General features: G+C 64.6%; 18 protein-coding genes and 4 tRNA genes. 1 reads left to right on the forward strand and 21 read right to left on the reverse strand.

The annotated features are described in order from the left end of the window. Positions 1–5 precede the first annotated feature (5 nt). The 20 genes from rpoB to trpE form a co-directional block, all read right to left on the reverse strand. Positions 6–4,130: a DNA-directed RNA polymerase subunit beta gene (gene rpoB, locus AC1VNX_RS31280; protein WP_093207004.1), complete on the reverse strand. Its 4,125-nt coding sequence runs from the start codon at positions 4,128–4,130 to the stop codon at positions 6–8. Positions 4,131–4,424: 294 nt separating this feature from the next. Continuing rightward, entirely contained in the window at positions 4,425–4,802 is a 378-nt protein-coding gene (rplL, locus tag AC1VNX_RS31285; protein ID WP_125952981.1) for a 50S ribosomal protein L7/L12, read from the reverse strand. Positions 4,803–4,847: 45 nt separating this feature from the next. Next, entirely contained in the window at positions 4,848–5,381 is a 534-nt protein-coding gene (gene rplJ / locus AC1VNX_RS31290) for a 50S ribosomal protein L10 (RefSeq protein ID WP_483161418.1), read from the reverse strand. A gap of 255 nt (positions 5,382–5,636) precedes the next feature. Continuing rightward, the gene (rplA, locus tag AC1VNX_RS31295) at positions 5,637–6,335 is read right to left on the reverse strand and encodes a 50S ribosomal protein L1 (protein WP_483161419.1); all 699 of its coding nucleotides are present in this window, start codon (positions 6,333–6,335) and stop codon (positions 5,637–5,639) included. Beyond that, complete coding sequence (rplK, locus tag AC1VNX_RS31300; protein WP_093206996.1) at positions 6,336–6,767, reverse strand: 50S ribosomal protein L11; 432 nt, start codon at positions 6,765–6,767, stop codon at positions 6,336–6,338. It abuts the gene before it with no gap. Between the two features lie 137 nt (positions 6,768–6,904). Then, positions 6,905–7,525, reverse strand: a complete 621-nt coding sequence (gene nusG / locus AC1VNX_RS31305) for a transcription termination/antitermination protein NusG (protein WP_483161420.1) — start codon at positions 7,523–7,525, stop codon at positions 6,905–6,907. Next, the gene (gene secE / locus AC1VNX_RS31310; RefSeq protein ID WP_019658339.1) at positions 7,526–7,909 is read right to left on the reverse strand and encodes a preprotein translocase subunit SecE; all 384 of its coding nucleotides are present in this window, start codon (positions 7,907–7,909) and stop codon (positions 7,526–7,528) included. It abuts the gene before it with no gap. 103 nt (positions 7,910–8,012) lie between these two features. Beyond that, a tRNA-Trp gene (locus AC1VNX_RS31315) sits at positions 8,013–8,088 on the reverse strand. Between the two features lie 24 nt (positions 8,089–8,112). Then, entirely contained in the window at positions 8,113–9,306 is a 1,194-nt protein-coding gene (gene tuf / locus AC1VNX_RS31320; RefSeq protein ID WP_483155525.1) for an elongation factor Tu, read from the reverse strand. 73 nt (positions 9,307–9,379) lie between these two features. Then, positions 9,380–9,454: transfer RNA gene (locus tag AC1VNX_RS31325), tRNA-Thr, on the reverse strand. A 41-nt stretch (positions 9,455–9,495) separates the two neighbouring features. Then, a tRNA-Gly gene (locus tag AC1VNX_RS31330) sits at positions 9,496–9,569 on the reverse strand. A 64-nt stretch (positions 9,570–9,633) separates the two neighbouring features. Beyond that, positions 9,634–9,719: transfer RNA gene (locus tag AC1VNX_RS31335), tRNA-Tyr, on the reverse strand. A 107-nt stretch (positions 9,720–9,826) separates the two neighbouring features. Then, positions 9,827–10,534 carry a uracil-DNA glycosylase gene (locus AC1VNX_RS31340; RefSeq protein ID WP_483161421.1) on the reverse strand — a complete coding sequence of 236 codons (708 nt, stop codon included), beginning with the start codon at positions 10,532–10,534 and terminating at the stop codon, positions 9,827–9,829. Next, positions 10,531–11,331 (reverse strand): indole-3-glycerol phosphate synthase TrpC, encoded by an 801-nt coding sequence (gene trpC / locus AC1VNX_RS31345; protein WP_483161422.1) that lies wholly within the window; start codon positions 11,329–11,331, stop codon positions 10,531–10,533. Before trpC ends, AC1VNX_RS31340 begins: the two co-directional genes overlap by 4 nt. Before the next feature lie 29 nt (positions 11,332–11,360). Then, complete coding sequence (gene trpD, locus AC1VNX_RS31350) at positions 11,361–12,383, reverse strand: anthranilate phosphoribosyltransferase (RefSeq protein ID WP_125949144.1); 1,023 nt, start codon at positions 12,381–12,383, stop codon at positions 11,361–11,363. Between the two features lie 21 nt (positions 12,384–12,404). Next, positions 12,405–13,064: a LysE family translocator gene (locus AC1VNX_RS31355; protein ID WP_483161423.1), complete on the reverse strand. Its 660-nt coding sequence runs from the start codon at positions 13,062–13,064 to the stop codon at positions 12,405–12,407. A 16-nt stretch (positions 13,065–13,080) separates the two neighbouring features. Beyond that, the gene (ltaE, locus tag AC1VNX_RS31360) at positions 13,081–14,142 is read right to left on the reverse strand and encodes a low-specificity L-threonine aldolase (RefSeq protein ID WP_483161424.1); all 1,062 of its coding nucleotides are present in this window, start codon (positions 14,140–14,142) and stop codon (positions 13,081–13,083) included. Positions 14,143–14,150: 8 nt separating this feature from the next. Continuing rightward, entirely contained in the window at positions 14,151–14,735 is a 585-nt protein-coding gene (locus AC1VNX_RS31365) for an aminodeoxychorismate/anthranilate synthase component II (RefSeq protein ID WP_093208994.1), read from the reverse strand. After that, the gene (locus AC1VNX_RS31370; protein WP_483161425.1) at positions 14,732–15,124 is read right to left on the reverse strand and encodes a GxxExxY protein; all 393 of its coding nucleotides are present in this window, start codon (positions 15,122–15,124) and stop codon (positions 14,732–14,734) included. Before AC1VNX_RS31370 ends, AC1VNX_RS31365 begins: the two co-directional genes overlap by 4 nt. Next, positions 15,121–16,623, reverse strand: a complete 1,503-nt coding sequence (trpE, locus tag AC1VNX_RS31375) for an anthranilate synthase component I (RefSeq protein WP_483161427.1) — start codon at positions 16,621–16,623, stop codon at positions 15,121–15,123. Before trpE ends, AC1VNX_RS31370 begins: the two co-directional genes overlap by 4 nt. 372 nt (positions 16,624–16,995) lie before the next feature. Here trpE and AC1VNX_RS31380 point away from each other — a divergent pair, with 372 nt between their 5' ends. Continuing rightward, the gene (locus tag AC1VNX_RS31380; RefSeq protein ID WP_483162049.1) at positions 16,996–17,574 is read left to right on the forward strand and encodes a chalcone isomerase family protein; all 579 of its coding nucleotides are present in this window, start codon (positions 16,996–16,998) and stop codon (positions 17,572–17,574) included. A gap of 16 nt (positions 17,575–17,590) precedes the next feature. Here AC1VNX_RS31380 and AC1VNX_RS31385 read toward each other — a convergent pair whose 3' ends face one another. Next, positions 17,591–18,307: a phosphoglycolate phosphatase gene (locus AC1VNX_RS31385; RefSeq protein ID WP_483161428.1), complete on the reverse strand. Its 717-nt coding sequence runs from the start codon at positions 18,305–18,307 to the stop codon at positions 17,591–17,593. Positions 18,308–18,435: the final 128 nt, after the last annotated feature.

Raw genomic sequence — 18,435 nt, forward strand, 5'->3', positions numbered from 1 at the left:
TCAAATTAGGAACGCTCGAGCTCGATGTCGAGACCCAGCGAACGGATTTCCTTGACCAGCACGTTGAACGATTCCGGCATGCCGGCTTCGATCGAGTGCTCGCCCTTGACGATGCTCTCGTACACCTTGGTACGGCCTTGCACGTCGTCGGACTTCACGGTCAGCATTTCCTGCAGGACGTAGGAAGCGCCATAGGCTTCGAGCGCCCACACTTCCATTTCCCCGAAACGCTGGCCGCCGAACTGCGCCTTGCCGCCCAGAGGCTGCTGCGTGACCAGCGAGTACGGGCCGGTCGAGCGGGCGTGCATCTTGTCGTCCACCAGGTGATGCAGCTTCAGGAAGTGCATGTAGCCGACGGTGACGGGACGCTCGAACTGGTCGCCGGTGCGGCCGTCGAACAGGTAGGCCTGCGTGCGGCTGTCGGTCAGGCCCTTGGCCTTGGCGATGTCGTCCGGATAGGCCAGCTTCAGCATGCCGCGGATTTCCTCTTCCGAGGCACCGTCGAACACCGGCGTCGCGAAGGTCGCGCCGTTCTGCAGATTGCCCGCCATCTCGAGCAGTTCGGTGTCGCTCAGCGAGGCGATGTCTTCCTTGCGGCCCGAGCCGTTGTACAGCTGCTCCATGAACTTGCGCAGCTCGGCCACCTTGGCCTCCTGCTGCAGCAGGTCACCGATGCGCTGGCCCACGCCCTTGCCGGCCCAGCCCAGATGCACTTCGAGAACCTGGCCCACGTTCATCCGCGAGGGCACGCCCAGCGGGTTCAGGCAGATGTCGCACGGCGTGCCGTCGGCCATATGGGGCATGTCTTCGACCGGAACGATCTTCGACACCACACCCTTGTTGCCGTGGCGGCCGGCCATCTTGTCGCCGGGCTGCAGGCGGCGCTTGACGGCCAGGTAGACCTTGACCATCTTGAGCACGCCAGCGGGCAGCTCGTCGCCCTGCGTGAGCTTCTTGCGCTTTTCTTCGAACGCGAGGTCGAAGCTGTGGCGCGTCTGCTCCAGCGAGTTCTTGATCGACTCGAGCTGCGTCGCCACTTCGTCTTCCGCGGGGCGGATGTCGAACCAGTGGAACTTCTCGACCGACGACAGGTAGGCCTTGTCGAGCTTGGTGCCCTTGGCCAGCTTGTTCGGGCCGCCGTTGGCGACCTTGCCGGTCAGCAGCTTCTCGATACGGTCGAACGCGTCGGCTTCGACGATGCGAAGCTGGTCGTTCAGGTCGAGGCGGAAGCGCTTGAGCTCGTCGTCGATGATCTGCTGGGCGCGCTTGTCGCGCTGGATGCCTTCGCGGGTGAACACCTGCACGTCGATCACGGTGCCTTGCGAGCCCTGGTCCACGCGCAGCGAGGTGTCCTTCACGTCGGAAGCCTTCTCGCCGAAGATGGCGCGAAGCAGCTTCTCTTCAGGCGTCAGCGTGGTCTCGCCCTTCGGCGTGACCTTGCCCACCAGCGTGTCGCCCGGCTGCACTTCGGCGCCGACATAGATGATGCCGGACTCGTCGAGGCGGTTGAGCTGCTGCTCGGCCAGGTTCGGGATGTCGCGCGTGATTTCTTCGGCACCGAGCTTGGTGTCGCGAGCCATCACCACCAGTTCCTCGATGTGGATCGAGGTGTAGCGGTCTTCGGCGACGACGCGTTCCGAGATCAGGATCGAGTCTTCGAAGTTGTAGCCGTTCCAGGGCATGAACGCGATCAGCATGTTCTGGCCGAGGGCCAGTTCGCCGAGGTCGGTCGATGCGCCGTCGGCCACCACGTCGCCCTTGGCGATCTTGTCGCCGCGCTTGACGATGGGGCGCTGGTGGATGTTGGTGTTCTGGTTCGAACGCTGATACTTGATCAGGTTGTAGATGTCCACACCGACTTCACCTGCAGCCGCTTCGGCGTCGTTCACGCGCACCACGACACGGGTCGCGTCGACATAGTCGACGATACCGCCGCGGGTGGCCGTGACCACGGTGCCCGAGTCGACCGCGGAGACACGCTCGATACCGGTACCGACCATCGGCTTTTCGGGGCGCAGCACGGGCACGGCCTGACGCTGCATGTTGGCGCCCATCAGCGCGCGGTTCGCGTCGTCGTGCTCGAGGAACGGCACGAGCGATGCGGCCACCGACACGATCTGCGCGGGCGACACGTCCATGTACTGGATGCGTTCGGCACCGACCAGGATCGATTCGCCGGCTTCACGGGCCGAAACCAGGTCGCCGGTCAGCACGCCGTCCTTGTCCAGGGCCGCATTGGCCTGGGCGATGACGTACTTGCCTTCCTCGATGGCCGACAGGTAGTCGATCTCGTTGGTGACCTTGCTGTCGACCACGCGACGGTACGGCGTCTCGATGAAGCCGTATTCGTTCAGGCGGGCGTACAGGGCCAGCGAGTTGATCAGGCCGATGTTCGGGCCTTCAGGCGTTTCGATCGGGCACACGCGGCCGTAATGGGTCACGTGCACGTCGCGCACTTCGAAGCCAGCACGCTCACGCGTCAGACCGCCCGGGCCAAGGGCCGACACGCGGCGCTTGTGGGTGATTTCGGACAGCGGGTTCGTCTGGTCCATGAACTGCGACAGCTGCGAGGCGCCGAAGAATTCCTTCAGCGCGGCCGAGATCGGCTTGCTGTTGATCAGGTCATGCGGCATCAGCGGCTCTTGTTCCGCTTGACCCAGACGTTCCTTCACGGCCTTCTCGATGCGAGCCAGGCCGGTGCGGTACTGGTTCTCGGCCAGTTCGCCGACGCAGCGCACGCGGCGGTTGCCCAGGTGGTCGATGTCGTCGACTTCGCCGTTGCCGTTGCGCAGGTCCACGAGGATCTTGACCACGGCCAGGATGTCTTCGTTGGTCAGCACCATCGGGCCGGTCGATTCGTCGCGGCCGACCTTGGCGTTGAACTTCATGCGGCCGACGCGCGACAGGTCGTACGTGTCCGGGTTGTAGAACAGGCGCTGGAACAGCGCTTGCACGGCGTCTTCCGTCGGCGGCTCGCCGGGGCGCATCATGCGGTAGATGGCCACGCGGGCGGCGAATTCGTCCACGGTTTCGTCGATGCGCAGGGTCTGCGAGATGTACGCGCCCTGGTCGAGTTCGTTCGTGTAGATGACCTGCACGTCCTGCACGCCGGCGGTGCGCAGCTTCTTCAGCAGCGCTTCGGTCAGCTCGTCGTTGGCCTTGGCCAGGATTTCACCGGAGTCGGCGTCGACAATGTTGCGGGCGATCACGCGGCCGATCAGGAAGTCTTCCGGCACGCTGATGTGCGTGGTGCCGCCCTGCTCGAGTTCGCGCGTGTGGCGCGCGGTGACGCGCTTGTCCTTGGCGACCACGACCTTGCCCGACTTGTCGGTGATGTCGAAGCGCGCGACTTCGCCGCGCAGGCGCTCGGAGACGAACTCCATCTGCGCGCCGCTGTCCATCAGGCGGAAGTTGTCGTTCACGAAGAAGTTCGCGAGGATCGATTCCGGGTTCAGGCCGATGGCCTTCAGCAGGATCGTGACCGGCATCTTGCGGCGACGGTCCACGCGGAAGTACAGCATGTCCTTCGGGTCGAACTCGAAGTCGAGCCACGAGCCGCGGTAGGGAATCACGCGGGCCGAGAACAGCAGCTTGCCCGAGCTGTGCGTCTTGCCCTTGTCATGCTCGAAGAACACGCCGGGCGAGCGGTGCAGCTGCGACACGATCACGCGCTCGGTACCGTTGATGATGAACGACCCCTTGTCCGTCATGAGCGGCACTTCGCCCATGTAGACCTCTTGTTCCTTCACTTCCTTGACCACCTTCGACTGCGAGGTCGACGACTCGCGGTCATAGATGATGAGCTGAACCTTGGCGCGCACGGCCGACGCGAAGGTCAGGCCGCGCGTCTGGCATTCGCGCACGTCGAAAGCCGGCTTCGCCAGGTTGTACTCGAGGAACTTCATCTCGACGAAACCGTTGTGCGAGACGATCGGGAAGGCAGCGTCGAACGCGGCCTGCAGGCCTTCGACGGTGCGTTGCTTCGGGGGGATGCCGGCTTGCAGGAACGCGGTGTATGCGTCCTTCTGCATCTGCAGCAGGTAGGGGATTTCGACGACGCTGTCGCGATTGCCGAAACTTTTTCGGATGCGCTTGCGTTCGGTGTAACTGTACGCGGACGATTGGGCCATGAGAGCTCCGGTGCTTGAGATCTTCAGCGACTTGTCAGCAATGCCGAGGCACCACTGCTTGGCGGCTGGCCACTACCAGCCGTTGGCGGACAGCGATGCGTTGCACATCGCCCGAACCAAGGGGTCTTCTGCAGTCGGGGTCAGAAGACACTCAAAAAACGTCTCGTTCTGGCTTTTCCAGAGCCCTTCGGATCTCCGGGAAAGCCGGCAACAGGCCGGCTTTTGAGTGCGCTCTGAAAGCGGCAAAGGCTGGAGGGCCTTTTCAGGCACCTCCAGCCCTCCAGGGGGTCTGAATTACTTCAGTTCCACCTTGGCGCCGGCGTCTTCCAGCTTCTTCTTGGCGGCTTCAGCGTCAGCCTTCGACAGGCCTTCCTTGACAGCCTTGGGAGCGGCTTCCACCAGGTCCTTGGCTTCCTTGAGGCCCAGGCCGGTGATTTCGCGCACTGCCTTGATCGCCGAAACCTTGTTCGCGCCGGCGTCAACCAGCACGACGTTGAATTCGGTCTTCTCTTCGACCGCAGCAGCGGCGCCACCGCCACCACCAGCAGCCGGAGCGGCCATTGCAGCGGCGCTCACGCCGAACTTCTCTTCGATGGCTTTCACCAGGTCGTTGAGTTCCAGGACCGTCATGCTGTCGAGCGCGGTCAGAAATGCGTCTTTATCGAATGCCATTTTTGTTTCCTAACAATTGGGTTGAATGTTTCAAACGCAGGCTGCTCAGGCGGCCTGTGCTTCTGCCGGTGCATCGGCGGGTGCAGCTTCGCCACCACCGCGCTTCTCGGCCAGCGCCGCGAGCACGCGGGCGGTACGAGAGATCGGGGATTGCATCAAGCCCAGCAGTTGCGCCAGCAGCACTTCCTTCGAAGGGATGTTGGCCAGTTGCTTCACGCCCTCGACATCCAGGGCCTTGCCACCGAAGGCGCCGCCGCGAATGACCAGCTTGTCGTTGGTCTTCGCGAAATCGGCCACCACCTTGGCGGCGGCCACAGCGTCTTCGGAGAAGCCGTAGATCAGCGGACCGGTCATCTGGTCGCCGACGATCTCAAACGCGCTGCCAGCGACAGCACGGCGGGCCAGAGTGTTCTTCAGAACATTCAGGCTCACACCCTTGCTGCGCGCTTCGTTGCGCAGTTTGGTCATGTCGGCCACCGTGATGCCACGGTATTCCGCCATCACGAGCGTTTGAGCTTTTGCGGCGAGGCTGGTCACATCATTGATGACCGCTTCTTTCTCACTGCGATTCAGACTCAAGGTCTACTCCTTTAAATGCGATCTTCGGCCGGGGCCTGGGATCGCGCTTCATGCAGCGACCAACTGTCAGGAACAAAAAATCGACTTCCTTGATTCCTTGCAGCGGGATCGCCATCTGCGCTGGCTACCGGGCGGGAAGGCCCGGCGATTAGATGCAGCACCCTGCACACCAGCGGTCTTGGATGGCCCGCGGCAACCGAAGCCGCCGCGACCCACCACATCCGCCCCGCCCTTCCGGGCGAGGCAAATCTCTTCTTAGCTCGCCGAGATGGTTTGCGTGTCCACGCGGACACCCAGACCCATGGTCGACGAGACAGCCACCTTGCGCAGGTACACGCCCTTGCTGGTCGCGGGCTTGGCCTTGACCAGAGCGTCGATCAGCGCGGCGAGGTTGCCTTGCAGCTTGTCGTTGTCGAACGAGCGGCGGCCGATCGTGCCGTGCACGATGCCGGCCTTGTCGACGCGGAACTGGACCTGGCCGGCCTTGGCGTTCTTCACAGCCGTGGCGACGTCCGGGGTCACGGTGCCAACCTTCGGGTTCGGCATCAGGCCGCGCGGGCCGAGGATCTGGCCGAGCGTACCGACGACGCGCATGGCGTCCGGCGCGGCGATCACGACGTCGAAGGGCATGTCGCCAGCCTTGACCATGGCAGCCAGGTCGTCCATGCCGACGATGTCGGCGCCGGCGGCCTTGGCTTCTTCAGCCTTGGCGCCCTGGGCGAACACGGCGACGCGCTTGGTCTTGCCGGTGCCGTTGGGCAGCACGACGGCGCCACGCACGACCTGGTCCGACTTCTTGGCATCGATGCCGAGCTGTACGGCCACGTCGATCGACTCGTCGAACTTGGCGGTGGCGGCTTCCTTGACGATGTTGATCGCGTCAGCCAGCGGGTACAGCTTGGTGCTGTCGACCTTGCCTTCGAGCGACTTCTGCTTCTTGGTGATCTTGGCCATTTACACGCCCTCCACATTCACGCCCATCGAACGGGCCGTACCAGCGATGGTGCGAACCGCGGCGTCCATGTCGGCAGCGGTCAGGTCCTTCATCTTGGTCTTTGCGATCTCTTCGAGCTGTGCGCGCGTGATCTTGCCCACCTTGTCGGTGTGCGGACGTGCGGAGCCCTTCTCGAGCTTGATCGCCTTCTTGATCAGGACGCCAGCGGGCGGCGACTTGATGATGAAGGTGAAGCTCTTGTCGGCGAAAGCGGTGATGACCACCGGCAGCGCCAGGCCCGGCTCGTAGCTCTGCGTCTGCGCGTTGAACGCCTTGCAGAATTCCATGATGTTCAGACCGCGCTGACCGAGTGCGGGACCGATCGGCGGGGACGGGTTGGCCTTACCAGCTGGCACTTGCAGCTTGATGAAGCCGACGATTTTCTTCGCCATGCTTTTTGCTCCTTGCGGGTGATATCGCCTTGACTTGCGGCCGAGGCTCCCCGGGGTTAAACGACTCTTCGATCAAGGCCGCGCGCCGAGTCGGACAACGCGCAGCCGGGAATGGCTCGGACCTCGCGGTCCAGGGCTCAGGTCTTCTCGACCTGGCTGAATTCGAGCTCCACAGGCGTCGCGCGGCCGAAGATCATGACCGACACGCTGACCTTGCTCTTCTCGTAGTTGACTTCCTCGACGGTGCCGTTGAAGTCGGTGAACGGGCCTTCCTTGACGCGCACGAATTCACCCACGGTGAACTCGATCTTGTGACGCGGCTTTTCGGTGCCCTGCTGCATCTGGCTGACGATGTCCTCGACCTCTTTCTGCGAGATCGGAGCCGGGCGGTTCTTGGCGCCGCCCACGAAGCCCGTCACCTTGTTGGTGTGCTTCACGAGGTGCCAGCTCTCGTCGTCCATGATCATTTCGACCAGCACGTAGCCCGGGAAGAAGCGGCGCTCGGTGGTGCGCTTCTGGCCGTTCTTAATCTCGACCACTTCTTCGGTCGGAACCAGGATGCGGCCGAACTTGTCCTGCATGCCGGCGCGGTTGATGCGCTCGGTGATGTTGCGCTCGACGGCTTTTTCCATGCCCGAATAGGCATGCACCACGTACCAACGCAGATCGGGGTTGGCGGCAGGAGCCAGCACGGAAGTGTTTTCTTCCTCCGGTGCGCTCGGCGTGGTTTCAACTGCATTCACTGGATCAGCGGTCATTTACTTTCTCCAGCCCAGAATGAGGTCGAAAAACACCCATTCGAGCGTCTTGTCGGTCAGCCAGAGGAAGACGGACATGATCGCCACAAAGGCGAACACATAGGCCGTCATCTGCATTGCTTCCTTGCGGGTCGGCCAGACGACCTTCCTGACCTCGCGCCACGAATCGCGGCCGAACGCCCACAGCTGGCGACCATTCTCAGAACTGCCGAAGGCAGCCACCGCAGCGGCCAGGCCGACCAGCAGCGCAGCCCATTGCACCAGCGAGCCCTGGCGCGCCAGCAGGTAGAACGCCACGATGGCGCCCACCGCCAACACCACAGCCGCGGCCAGTTTGGCCTTGTCGGCGCCGGTGCTCACGGTTTCGATTTGAGAAGTGGCCATGTTCGGCTGATTTCCTGTGACCCTGAGGCCTTCAATTCAATGCGTCTCTTGAGACGCCGAAGCCCGTCGGGGCACGACGGGCTTTTCGGAGCGCCACCTTAAGTGGCAGGGGCAGTAGGAATCGAACCTACAACCTTCGGTTTTGGAGACCGACGCTCTGCCAATTGAGCTATACCCCTCCGGTACTCTTCGCGCTCGCCGTATTACAGGTCGAGGATCTTCGCCACGACGCCCGAACCCACGGTACGGCCGCCTTCGCGGATGGCGAAGCGCAGGCCTTCTTCCATCGCGATCGGGTTGATCAGCTTCACGGTGATGCTGACGTTGTCGCCGGGCATGACCATTTCCTTGTCCTTGGGCAGCTCGATCGCGCCGGTCACGTCCGTCGTGCGGAAGTAGAACTGCGGACGGTAGTTGTTGAAGAACGGCGTGTGACGGCCACCTTCGTCCTTCGACAGAACATACACCTCGGCGGTGAAGTGCGTGTGCGGCTTGATCGAGCCGGGCTTGCACAGCACCTGGCCGCGCTCGACTTCTTCACGCTTCGTGCCGCGCAGCAGCACGCCGACGTTGTCGCCAGCCTGGCCCTGGTCCAGCAGCTTGCGGAACATTTCCACGCCGGTGCAGGTGGTCTTGACCGTCGGGCGGATGCCCACGATTTCGATTTCTTCACCGACCTTGATCACGCCGCGCTCGACGGCGCCGGTCACCACCGTGCCGCGACCCGAGATCGAGAACACGTCTTCCACGGGCATCAGGAACGTGCCGTCCACGGCGCGCTCGGGCGTCGGGATGTACGTGTCCAGGGCTTCGGCCAGCTTCATGATGGCGCCTTCGCCCAGTTCACCCTTGTCGCCTTCCAGGGCCAGCTTGGCCGAGCCGTGGATGATCGGGGTGTCGTCGCCGGGGAATTCGTACTTGTCGAGGAGTTCGCGGACTTCCATTTCGACCAGCTCGAGCAGTTCCTTGTCGTCGACCATGTCGCACTTGTTCAGGAACACGATGATGTAGCCCACGCCCACCTGACGAGCCAGCAGGATGTGCTCACGGGTCTGGGGCATCGGGCCGTCGGCGGCCGAGCACACCAGGATGGCGCCGTCCATCTGGGCGGCGCCGGTGATCATGTTCTTCACGTAGTCGGCGTGGCCGGGGCAGTCGACGTGTGCGTAGTGGCGGTTGGCCGTTTCGTACTCGACGTGCGCGGTGTTGATCGTGATGCCGCGCGCCTTTTCTTCAGGAGCCGCGTCGATCTGGTCGTAAGCCTTGGCTTCGCCGCCGAACTTCGACGACAGCACCGTGGCGATCGCAGCCGTCAGCGTGGTCTTGCCGTGGTCGACGTGACCGATCGTGCCCACGTTCACGTGCGGCTTGGTGCGGGTGAATTTACCTTTTGCCATTTTTCGACTCCGAAAAAAACGTTTCCAACGTATGCAGATGGGTTGCAAAACGACCGTTGCAACCCCCAAAAACTGGTGCCCTTTGCGGGAATCGGACCCGCGACCTCTCCCTTACCAAGGGAGTGCTCTACCACTGAGCCAAAAGGGCTTTATCTAACCAATTCGCTTTCCGGCGCCGAACCGGGTCTCTGGAGCGGGAGACGGGAATCGAACCCGCGTCATCAGCTTGGAAGGCTGGGGTTCTACCATTGAACTACTCCCGCATCGGGGGCACCCAAGGCACCCAAAGCGCGAAATCCAATCGCTCTTAGAAACCAAATTCATCGCTGGTGGAGAGGGCTGGATTCGAACCAGCGTACTCGTAAGAGGGCAGATTTACAGTCTGCTGCCATTAACCACTCGGCCACCTCTCCGGCGAACCTCGAAATATAGCACGGTTTTGTGACTACCCGGAAACCCAAGCATCAACAAAGATGCTGGAGAACCGCTCGAGGCGTTAGCCCACGATTATCGCCTAAGTTCACCCCGCCGCCCGCTGCGCCTCCCGCCACGCACGCGCTTCGCCGAAATGTCCGCAGCCGATGAACGGCACCGGCGGCCTTTGGGCCGAAAGAGGCGAGGGATGATTCGACATCAGCACCTTATGGCGCTCAACGTCGATCAACGCCCGCTTACTTTGGGCGTGCGAGCCCCACAACATAAAAACAACAGGTTTGACGCCATTTGAAACATGCCGGATGACCGCATCCGTCAGCACTTCCCAGCCACGCCCGGAATGGCTGGCAGGCTGCGCCTCCTCGACCGTCAGGCAGGTGTTGAGCAGCAGCACGCCATGCGTAGCCCACTTCACCAGGCTGCCACCCGGATTCGGAAACGGCGGCGGCGCCGTCCCCAGGTCGCGCTGCAATTCCTTGAAGATGTTGCGCAGCGACGGCGGCAGCGCCACGCCGGGCGCCACGGAAAAGGCGAGCCCCTCGGCCTGGCCGCGCCCGTGGTACGGGTCCTGCCCCAGGATTACCACACGCACGTCTTCCGGTGGAGTGAGTTCCAGCGCCCTCAGCGGCTGCGGCGGAAAGATCACGGCGCCCGCATCGAGCCGCTCGCGCAAAAAACCCTGCAGCTTCTGCCCCACCGCGCTGCCGAAGAATTCGTCGACCAGCGGCTGCCAGCCCGGTGCAACCGGCCAGTCAGCCGGATCGCTGCTCGACAGCTGATCGGGCCGGCTCATTTGAACAATGCGGCGAGGGCTTCGCCGGGTTCCTTGGCGCGCATGAAGGCCTCGCCGACCAGGAAGGCGTTGACGCCCGCAGCGCGCAAGGTGGCCACGTCCTCTCGCGTCCCGATGCCCGACTCCGTCACCGGCAGGCGATCCGCGGGCAGCTTCGGCAGCAGGTCGATGGTCGCCTGGATCGACACCTCGAAGTTGCGCAGATTGCGGTTGTTGACCCCGATCAGCGCCGTCTTCAGCTTGAGCGCGCGATCGAGCTCGGCCGCGTCGTGCACCTCCACCAGCACGGCCATGCCCAGCCCGCGTGCGATGGCTTCGTAGTCCTTCATCTGCGCGTCGTCGAGGCAGGCGGCGATCAGCAGGATCGCGTCGGCGCCCATCGCGCGCGACTCGTACACCTGGTAGGCGTCGACGATGAAATCCTTGCGCAGCACCGGCAGGTCGCACGAGGCACGCGCCTGCTTGAGATAGTCCACGCCGCCCTGGAAGAACTGCTTGTCGGTCAGCACCGAAAGGCAGGCCGCGCTGATCTCACCGTCACCTTCGGCGTAGCTCTGCGCGATGTCGGCCGGAATGAAGTCCGCACGCAGCACGCCCTTGCTCGGACTGGCCTTCTTGACTTCGGCGATCACCGCGGCATGGCCAGCAGCAATCTTGGCGCGCAGCGCGCCTTCGAAGTCGCGCGTCAGCACGCGGCTCTCGGCGTCGAAGCGCACGGCTTCGAGCGGCGCGCGCTTCAGCGCCGCAGCCACCTCCTGGTGCTTGACGGCAACGATCTTGTCGAGGATGTCGGACATGGCTTCTGGGGTTCCTGTTCTCTTGAAGCTCAGACGGTGGCGGAGGCCTTGACCAGCTCGGCCAGCTTGGCCTTCGCCGCGCCCGAGGCGATGGCGGCGCGCGAGCGCTCCACGCCCGCCTGCACCGAGTCGACCACGTTCGCCGCATAGAGCGCCGCGCCGGCGTTCAGCAGCACGATGTCGAGCGCGGGGCCGGCCTGATTGTCTAGCACGCCCAGCAGCATCGCCTTCGACTGCTCGGGCGTCTCCACGCGCAGTGCGCGATTGCTCGACATCTGGAAGCCGAAGTCCTCGGGATGCAGTTCGTACTCGCGGATCTCGCCGTCCTTCAGCTCGCCCACCATGGTGGCGGCACCGAGCGAGATCTCGTCCATGCCGTCGCGCCCGTAGACCACCACCGCGTGCTCGGCACCGAGCCGCTGCAGCGCACGCACCTGGATGCCCACGAGGTCGGGGTGAAAAACGCCCATCAGGATGTTCGGCGCGCCAGCCGGATTGGTCAGCGGCCCGAGGATGTTGAAGATGGTCTTGATGCCCAGCTCCTTGCGCACGGGCGCGACGTTCTTCATCGCCGGATGGTGGTTCGGCGCGAACATGAAGCCGATGCCGCACTCCTCGATGGAGCGCGCGATCTGCTCGGGCTTGAGGTTGATGTTCACGCCCAGCGACTCCAGCACGTCGGCGCTGCCCGACTTGCTCGACACGCTGCGCCCGCCGTGTTTGCTCACCTTGGCGCCCGCTGCGGCCGCCACGAACATCGAGCAGGTCGAGATGTTGAAGGTATGCGAGCCATCGCCACCCGTGCCGACGATGTCCACGAGGTGCGTCGTGTCCGCGACCGGCACCTTGGTAGACACCTCGCGCATCACCTGCGCGGCGGCGGTGATCTCGCCGATGGTCTCCTTCTTCACGCGCAGGCCGGTGATCAGCGCGGCCATCATCACGGGCGAGCACTCACCGCTCATGATGAGGCGCACGATGTGGAGCATCTCGTCGTGGAAGACTTCGCGGTGTTCGATGGTGCGCTGCAGCGCTTCCTGGGGGGTGATCATGGAAAGTCTCCTCGGGGTGAATCAGCGGCCGACGCGAATGGCGGGCGCATCGGTGAACGCGAGCTTGAGGCCGAAGCCGATGAACAGCACGCCGGCGGCGCGGTCGAGCCAGTGCATGCCCTTCTGTACGGCGCCGCGGCGGGCCATCCAGCCCGCTGCGACGGCCCAGCCGACGTTCACGGGAATGGCGTTGACGTTGAAGAGCACGCCCAGCAGCACGAAGTAGAGCGCCGTGTTGCCGGCACCGGGCGCGATGAATTGCGGCACGAAGGCCAGGAAGAACAGCGCGACCTTGGGGTTGAGCACGTTGGTCCAGAAGCCGCCGAGGAAGATCGCCTTCAGACTTCGCTCTGCGCCAGCCGCGGCCTCGGCCCGCAGGTCGGCCGGCGGCTGAGCGCGCGACAGCACCATGCGCACGCCAAGGTACAGCAGGTACGCCGCGCCGATGTACTTCAGCACGGAGAAGGCCGCTGCCGACGTCGCCATCAGCGTGCCGACGCCCACGGCGGCCGCGAAGATGTGAACGAAGCAGCCTGCCGTGATGCCTAGCCCCGCCAGGATGCCGGCGCGCACGCCGGAGCGCAGCGAGTTGGTCACGACGTACAGCACGTCGGGCCCCGGTGTCAGGTTGAGCAGCCAGCCGGCGGCGATGAAGGCGAGCAGATGAGGAAGATCAGGCATCTTGCTCCCCTGGGGCTCAGGCGTTGAAGAATCCGCGGATCGCTGTGACCGCGCGGTCGACGCCGGCGGCATCGACATCGAGGTGTGTCACGAAGCGCAGCCGGTAGAGCCCCGTCGCAAGAATGCCTTGCTGGTTGAGGCTCGCGAGCAGTTCAGCGGAACGCGCCTGCGCGGCACCGGTGAGATCGACAAACACGATGTTGGTGTGCGGCGCCTCGACCTTCAGCCCCTCGATGCCTTCGAGCCCCTGTGCGAGCCGCTGCGCCAGCGCATGGTCGTCGGCCAGGCGGTCGATGTGATGGTCGAGTGCATGCGACGCCGCAGCCGCCAGCAGGCCGGCCTGCCGCATGCCGCCGCCGGCCATCTTGCGAACGCGATGCGCCCGCGCGATGAACTCGCGCGACCCCACCAGCGCCGAGCCGATGGGTGCGCCCAGGCCCTTGCTGAAGCACACCGACACACTGTCGAAGCACTGCGCGATGCGGCGGGCTTCCGCGCGGATGTCGCTGCGCTTGTTCAGCGCGGCCTGCGCGGTCGCGGCATTGAAGAGACGCGCGCCGTCCAGATGCCGCTGCAGCCCCTTGCTCTTCGCCAAGTCGGTCGCAGCCTGCACGTACTCGAAAGGCAGCAGCTTGCCGCCCAGCGTGTTTTCCAGTGCCAGCAGCCGCGTGCGCGCGAAGTGCGCGTCGTCGGGCTTGATGGCCGCCTCGAGCTGAGCGAGCGGCAGCGTGCCGTCGCTCGCGTGATCGAGCGGCTGCGGCTGCACGCTGCCGAACACCGCCGCGCCGCCGCCTTCCCAGCGGTAGCAGTGCGCCTGCTGGCCGACGATGTACTCGTCGCCCCGCCCGCAGTGCGACAGGATCGCGCACAGGTTGCTCTGCGTGCCCGTGGGCACGAACAGCGCCGCCTCGAAACCCAGCATGGCCGCGATCTTGTCCTGCAGCGCGTTCACGCTCGGATCGGTGCCGAAGACGTCGTCGCCCAAGGGCGCAGCCATCATGGCTTCGCGCATCGCGGGCGTGGGTTGGGTGACGGTGTCGCTGCGCAGGTCGACGACGGAAGTGCGATCGATGGTCATGGTGGCGGTCAATCCAGAAAGTTCTTGAGCATGGCGTGACCGTGCTCCGTCAGGATGGACTCCGGATGGAACTGCACGCCCTCGATGCGCACATCGTGCGCGAAGCCCGTGTGCCGCACGCCCATGATCTCGCCGTCGTCGGTCCAGGCGGTGACAGCCAGCGCCTTCGGGCAGCTCTCGCGCTCGATGGAAAGCGAGTGGTAGCGGTTGACGACGAACCTCTGGGGCAGCCCCGCGAACACGCCTTCCTGCGTGGTCGTGATCTCGCTGGTCTTGCCGTGCATGAGCTGCTGCGCGCGCACGATCTTGCCGCCGAAAGCCGCGCCGATCGCCTGATGGCCCAGGCACACGCCAAGAATGGGCAGCTTGCCCGCAAAGGCCTCGATGGCTGCAACGGACACGCCCGCCTCCGCCGGCGAGCAAGGCCCCGGCGACACCACCAGCCGCGTCACGCCCGAGGCGATCAGCTCGCCGATCTGCTCGACCGTGATCTCGTCGTTGCGGTGCACCTGCACGTCCGCACCCAACTCGCCGAAGTACTGGACGATGTTGTAGGTGAAGGAATCGTAGTTGTCGATCATCAGCAGTTTCATGGCTTGCTCACAATCCGGTGCACGCCCTTGACGACGGGGAACACGTTGAAGTTGATCAGAAGGCCCAGCTTGAGGCCCGAAAGACGCAGCGCGGCCAGCACCTGGGCGCGATGCAGGTCGGTCAGCACGTCGACCGCCCTGAGTTCGACGATGACCGACTGCTCGACCACGAAGCCCGCGCGGTACACCTCGCCGAGCGCGCGCCCCTTGTAGCTGGCGGACAGCGCCACGTCGCGCGCGAAGCCGATCTCGCGCTCGGCGAGCTCGATGGCCAGCGCCGCCGCATAGGCCCCTTCGTCGAGCCCCGTGCCGAGCACGCGCTGCACCTCGACGGCCGCACCGATGATCTCGTGCGAGAAGTCGTTCTGAATATCGGGTGCGGCGCTCATTCCAGCCCCTCCTCGACCAGCTCCGCCGCGCGCAGCAGCGCCCGCGCCTTGGCCTCGGTTTCCTTCCATTCCAGCTCGGGCACCGAGTCGGCCACCACGCCGGCCGCGGCCTGCACGTGCAGCATCTGGTCCTTCACGATGCCGGTGCGGATCGCGATGGCCACGTCCATGTCGCCCGCGTAGCTGATGTAGCCGCAGGCGCCGCCGTACAGGCCGCGCTTGGTGGGCTCCAGTTCGTCGATCAGCTCCATCGCGTGCACCTTCGGCGCACCGGTCAGCGTGCCGGCCGGGAAGGTCGCCTTGAGCACGTCGATGGCGGTCATGCCGTCCTTCAGCGTGCCTTCGACGTTGCTCACGATGTGCATCACGTGGCTGTAGCGCTCCACCGCGAAAGCTTCCGTCACCTTCACGGTGCCGGTCTTGGCGATGCGGCCGATGTCATTGCGCGCGAGGTCGATCAGCATCACGTGCTCGGCGCGTTCCTTCGGGTCGTTGATGAGCTCCACCTCGGCCGCCTTGTCGAGCTCCAGCGACGCGCCTCGCGGACGGGTGCCGGCCAGCGGGCGGATGGTGATCTTCTGTTCGCCCTCGCCGGTTTTCTCCTGGCGCACCAGGATCTCGGGCGAAGCACCCACCACATGGAAGTCGCCGAGGTTGTAGTAGTACATGTAGGGCGACGGGTTCAGCGATCGCAGCGCGCGGTACAGCGACAGCGGCGACTCGGTGTAGCGCTTGCTGATGCGCTGGCCCACCTGCACCTGCATGAAGTCGCCGGCGGCGATCATTTCCTTGGCGCGCTCCACGGCCGCGAGATAGTCGGCCTTGGCGAAGCTTCGCTCGGGGGGGTGCGGCTGCGTGGGCTTCACGATGGGCGCGCTCACCGAGTACTTGAGCTTTTCCTTCAGCTCGCGCAGGCGGCGCTTGCCCACAGCGTAGGCCTCAGGCTGCTTCGGGTCGGCATAGACGATGAGGTAAAGCTTGCCCGACAGGTTGTCGATGACGGCCAGCTCCTCGCACTGCAGCAGCAGGATGTCGGGGCAGCCCAGCGCGTCGGGCGGGCAGCTCTTTTCGAGCTTGCGCTCGATGTGGCGCACGGTGTCGTAGCCGAAGTAGCCGGCAAGGCCGCCACAGAAGCGCGGCAGGCCGGGCCGCAGCGCCACCTTGAAGCGCTTCTGGTACTCGGCCACGAAGTCGAGCGGGTTGCCGCGGACGGTCTCGACCACCTGCCCGTCGGTCACCACCTCGGTGACGGCATCGGCGCCGAAGCCGCTGGCACGCAGCAGAGTGCGGGCCGGCAGTCCGATGAAGCTGTAGCGCCCGAAGCGCTCGCCGCCCACCACCGATTCGAGCAGGAAGCTGTGCTTGCCGCCGCCTTGCGAATGGGCCAGCTTGAGGTAAAGGGAAAGGGGGGTCTCGAGGTCTGCAAAGGCCTCGGCCATCAGCGGAATGCGGTTGTAGCCCTGGGCGCTGAGGCTCTTGAATTCAAGTTCGGTGATCACGGATTCGTTCTCCAGTTGCCTGCGGCACTTCTTCGGCCGGGGGCAAGGTCATTCACGGGTGGCCCGGTGTCGGCGAGCGTGCCGGTCCGGAACCGCGGGCGCACGGCGTGCGCCGCGCAATCAAACAGTCAGCGAAGTATGGCGACGCCAGGGCCAGGCTCCCCGGCTGCCTTCACCTGTTTGAATGATGTGATGAACGAACATATGAGCTGCGGAGTTTAGCCCACGAAAACGCCCGGGCGTTCGATCGACCGCATCGGCAGTGCTTTCAGGGTTCCCCCGAGGCCGGGCGAGTAGAACAAAAAGATACATTCGAACGACCGTTCGCAAAAATCCAAGGAGACAGCGTTGACCGCCCTTCCGTTCACGACCATGTTCTCTCGCCTCGCCCTGGCCGCCTGCCTTGCCGCCGCCAGCCTCGGTGCCTCGGCCGCGCAGGTCGACGTAGGCGGCGTCAAGCTCGAAGACCAGATGGATCTGCGCGGCACGCCGCTCGTGCTCAACGGCGCAGGCATCCGCTACAAGGCCATCTTCAAGGTCTACACCGCAGGCCTGTACGTGGGCAAGAAGGTGTCGACCCCAGAAGAAGCGCTGGCCGCGCCCGGCCCCAAGCGCGTGGCCATCACGATGCTGCGCGACATCGACGCGAACGAGCTCGGCAAGCTCTTCACCAAGGGCGTGGAGGACAACTCGCCCAAGAGCGAAATGGTCAACCTCATTCCGGGCCTGCTGCGCATGGGCCAGATGTTCGCCGACCAGAAACAGCTGAAGACCGGCGACACCTTCACCATCGACTGGCTGCCCGGCACCGGCACGCTGATCACGGTGCGCGGCGTGCCCCAGCCCGATCCGATCAAGGAGCAGGCCTTCTTCAACGCGCTACTGCGCATCTGGCTGGGCCCGAACCCGGCCGACTGGAAGCTGAAGGACGCGCTGCTCGGCAAGCAGTAGCCAGTAGCCGCGGCGGCTACCTCGCGGCGGCCGGCACCAGCTCGGCCAGCGAATCGACGAAGCCGTCGGCATCCACGCCGCGCACCGGCTCGCCGTGGTTGTAGCCGTAGGTCACCAGCACCACGGGGCAGGCCGCCGCACGCGCGGCGCGCGCATCGTTGCTCGAGTCACCGATCATCAACGTTCGCGCGGGCGCCGTGCCCATCGCCTCGCAGGTCTTCAGCAACGGCAGCGGATCGGGCTTCTTGCGCTCGAAGGCATCGCCGCCGAACACCAGCTCGAAGAAGCCGTCGAGCCCCTTGTCGGCCAGCAGCGGCTTGGCGAACGAGGTCGGCTTGTTGGTGAGGCACGCCAGCCGCAGGCCCTGCGCACGCAGTGCCTTCAGCCCCTCGGCCACGCCGGGGTACACCGCCGAGTGCCGTCCGTTGATGGCGAGGTAGTGATGCTGGTAGCGCTCCCAGGCGCGGTCGAAAAGCGCACGGGCCTTCGCGCCGGCCTCATTGGCATCGGCAATGGCCGGCGCCATCACATGCACGAGCGCCGAATGGATCAGGTGCTCCGAGCCCTTGCCCACCATGGTCTCGATGGCGGAGGGCGCCACGTGCGGAAGCGAGAGGTCGTCGAGCATGCGGTTGAGCGAAGCGGCGAAGTCGCCCAATGTGTCGACCATGGTGCCGTCGAGGTCGACGATGGCCGCGTCGAAGCGGGTGTGGTCGAGGCGAAAAGAATTCAAGGCAGGCAGACGGGATGGTTGCGGAATCGCCCGACACTTTACAGAGCATCGGCACCCCCGCCCGCCTTGGACACAGGGCGCCCTTTCAAAGTGTTTCAAAACCGTAGTTGCCATGCCCCGGAAACTTT

The organism is Variovorax sp. TLI9-5A, assembly GCF_056867935.1.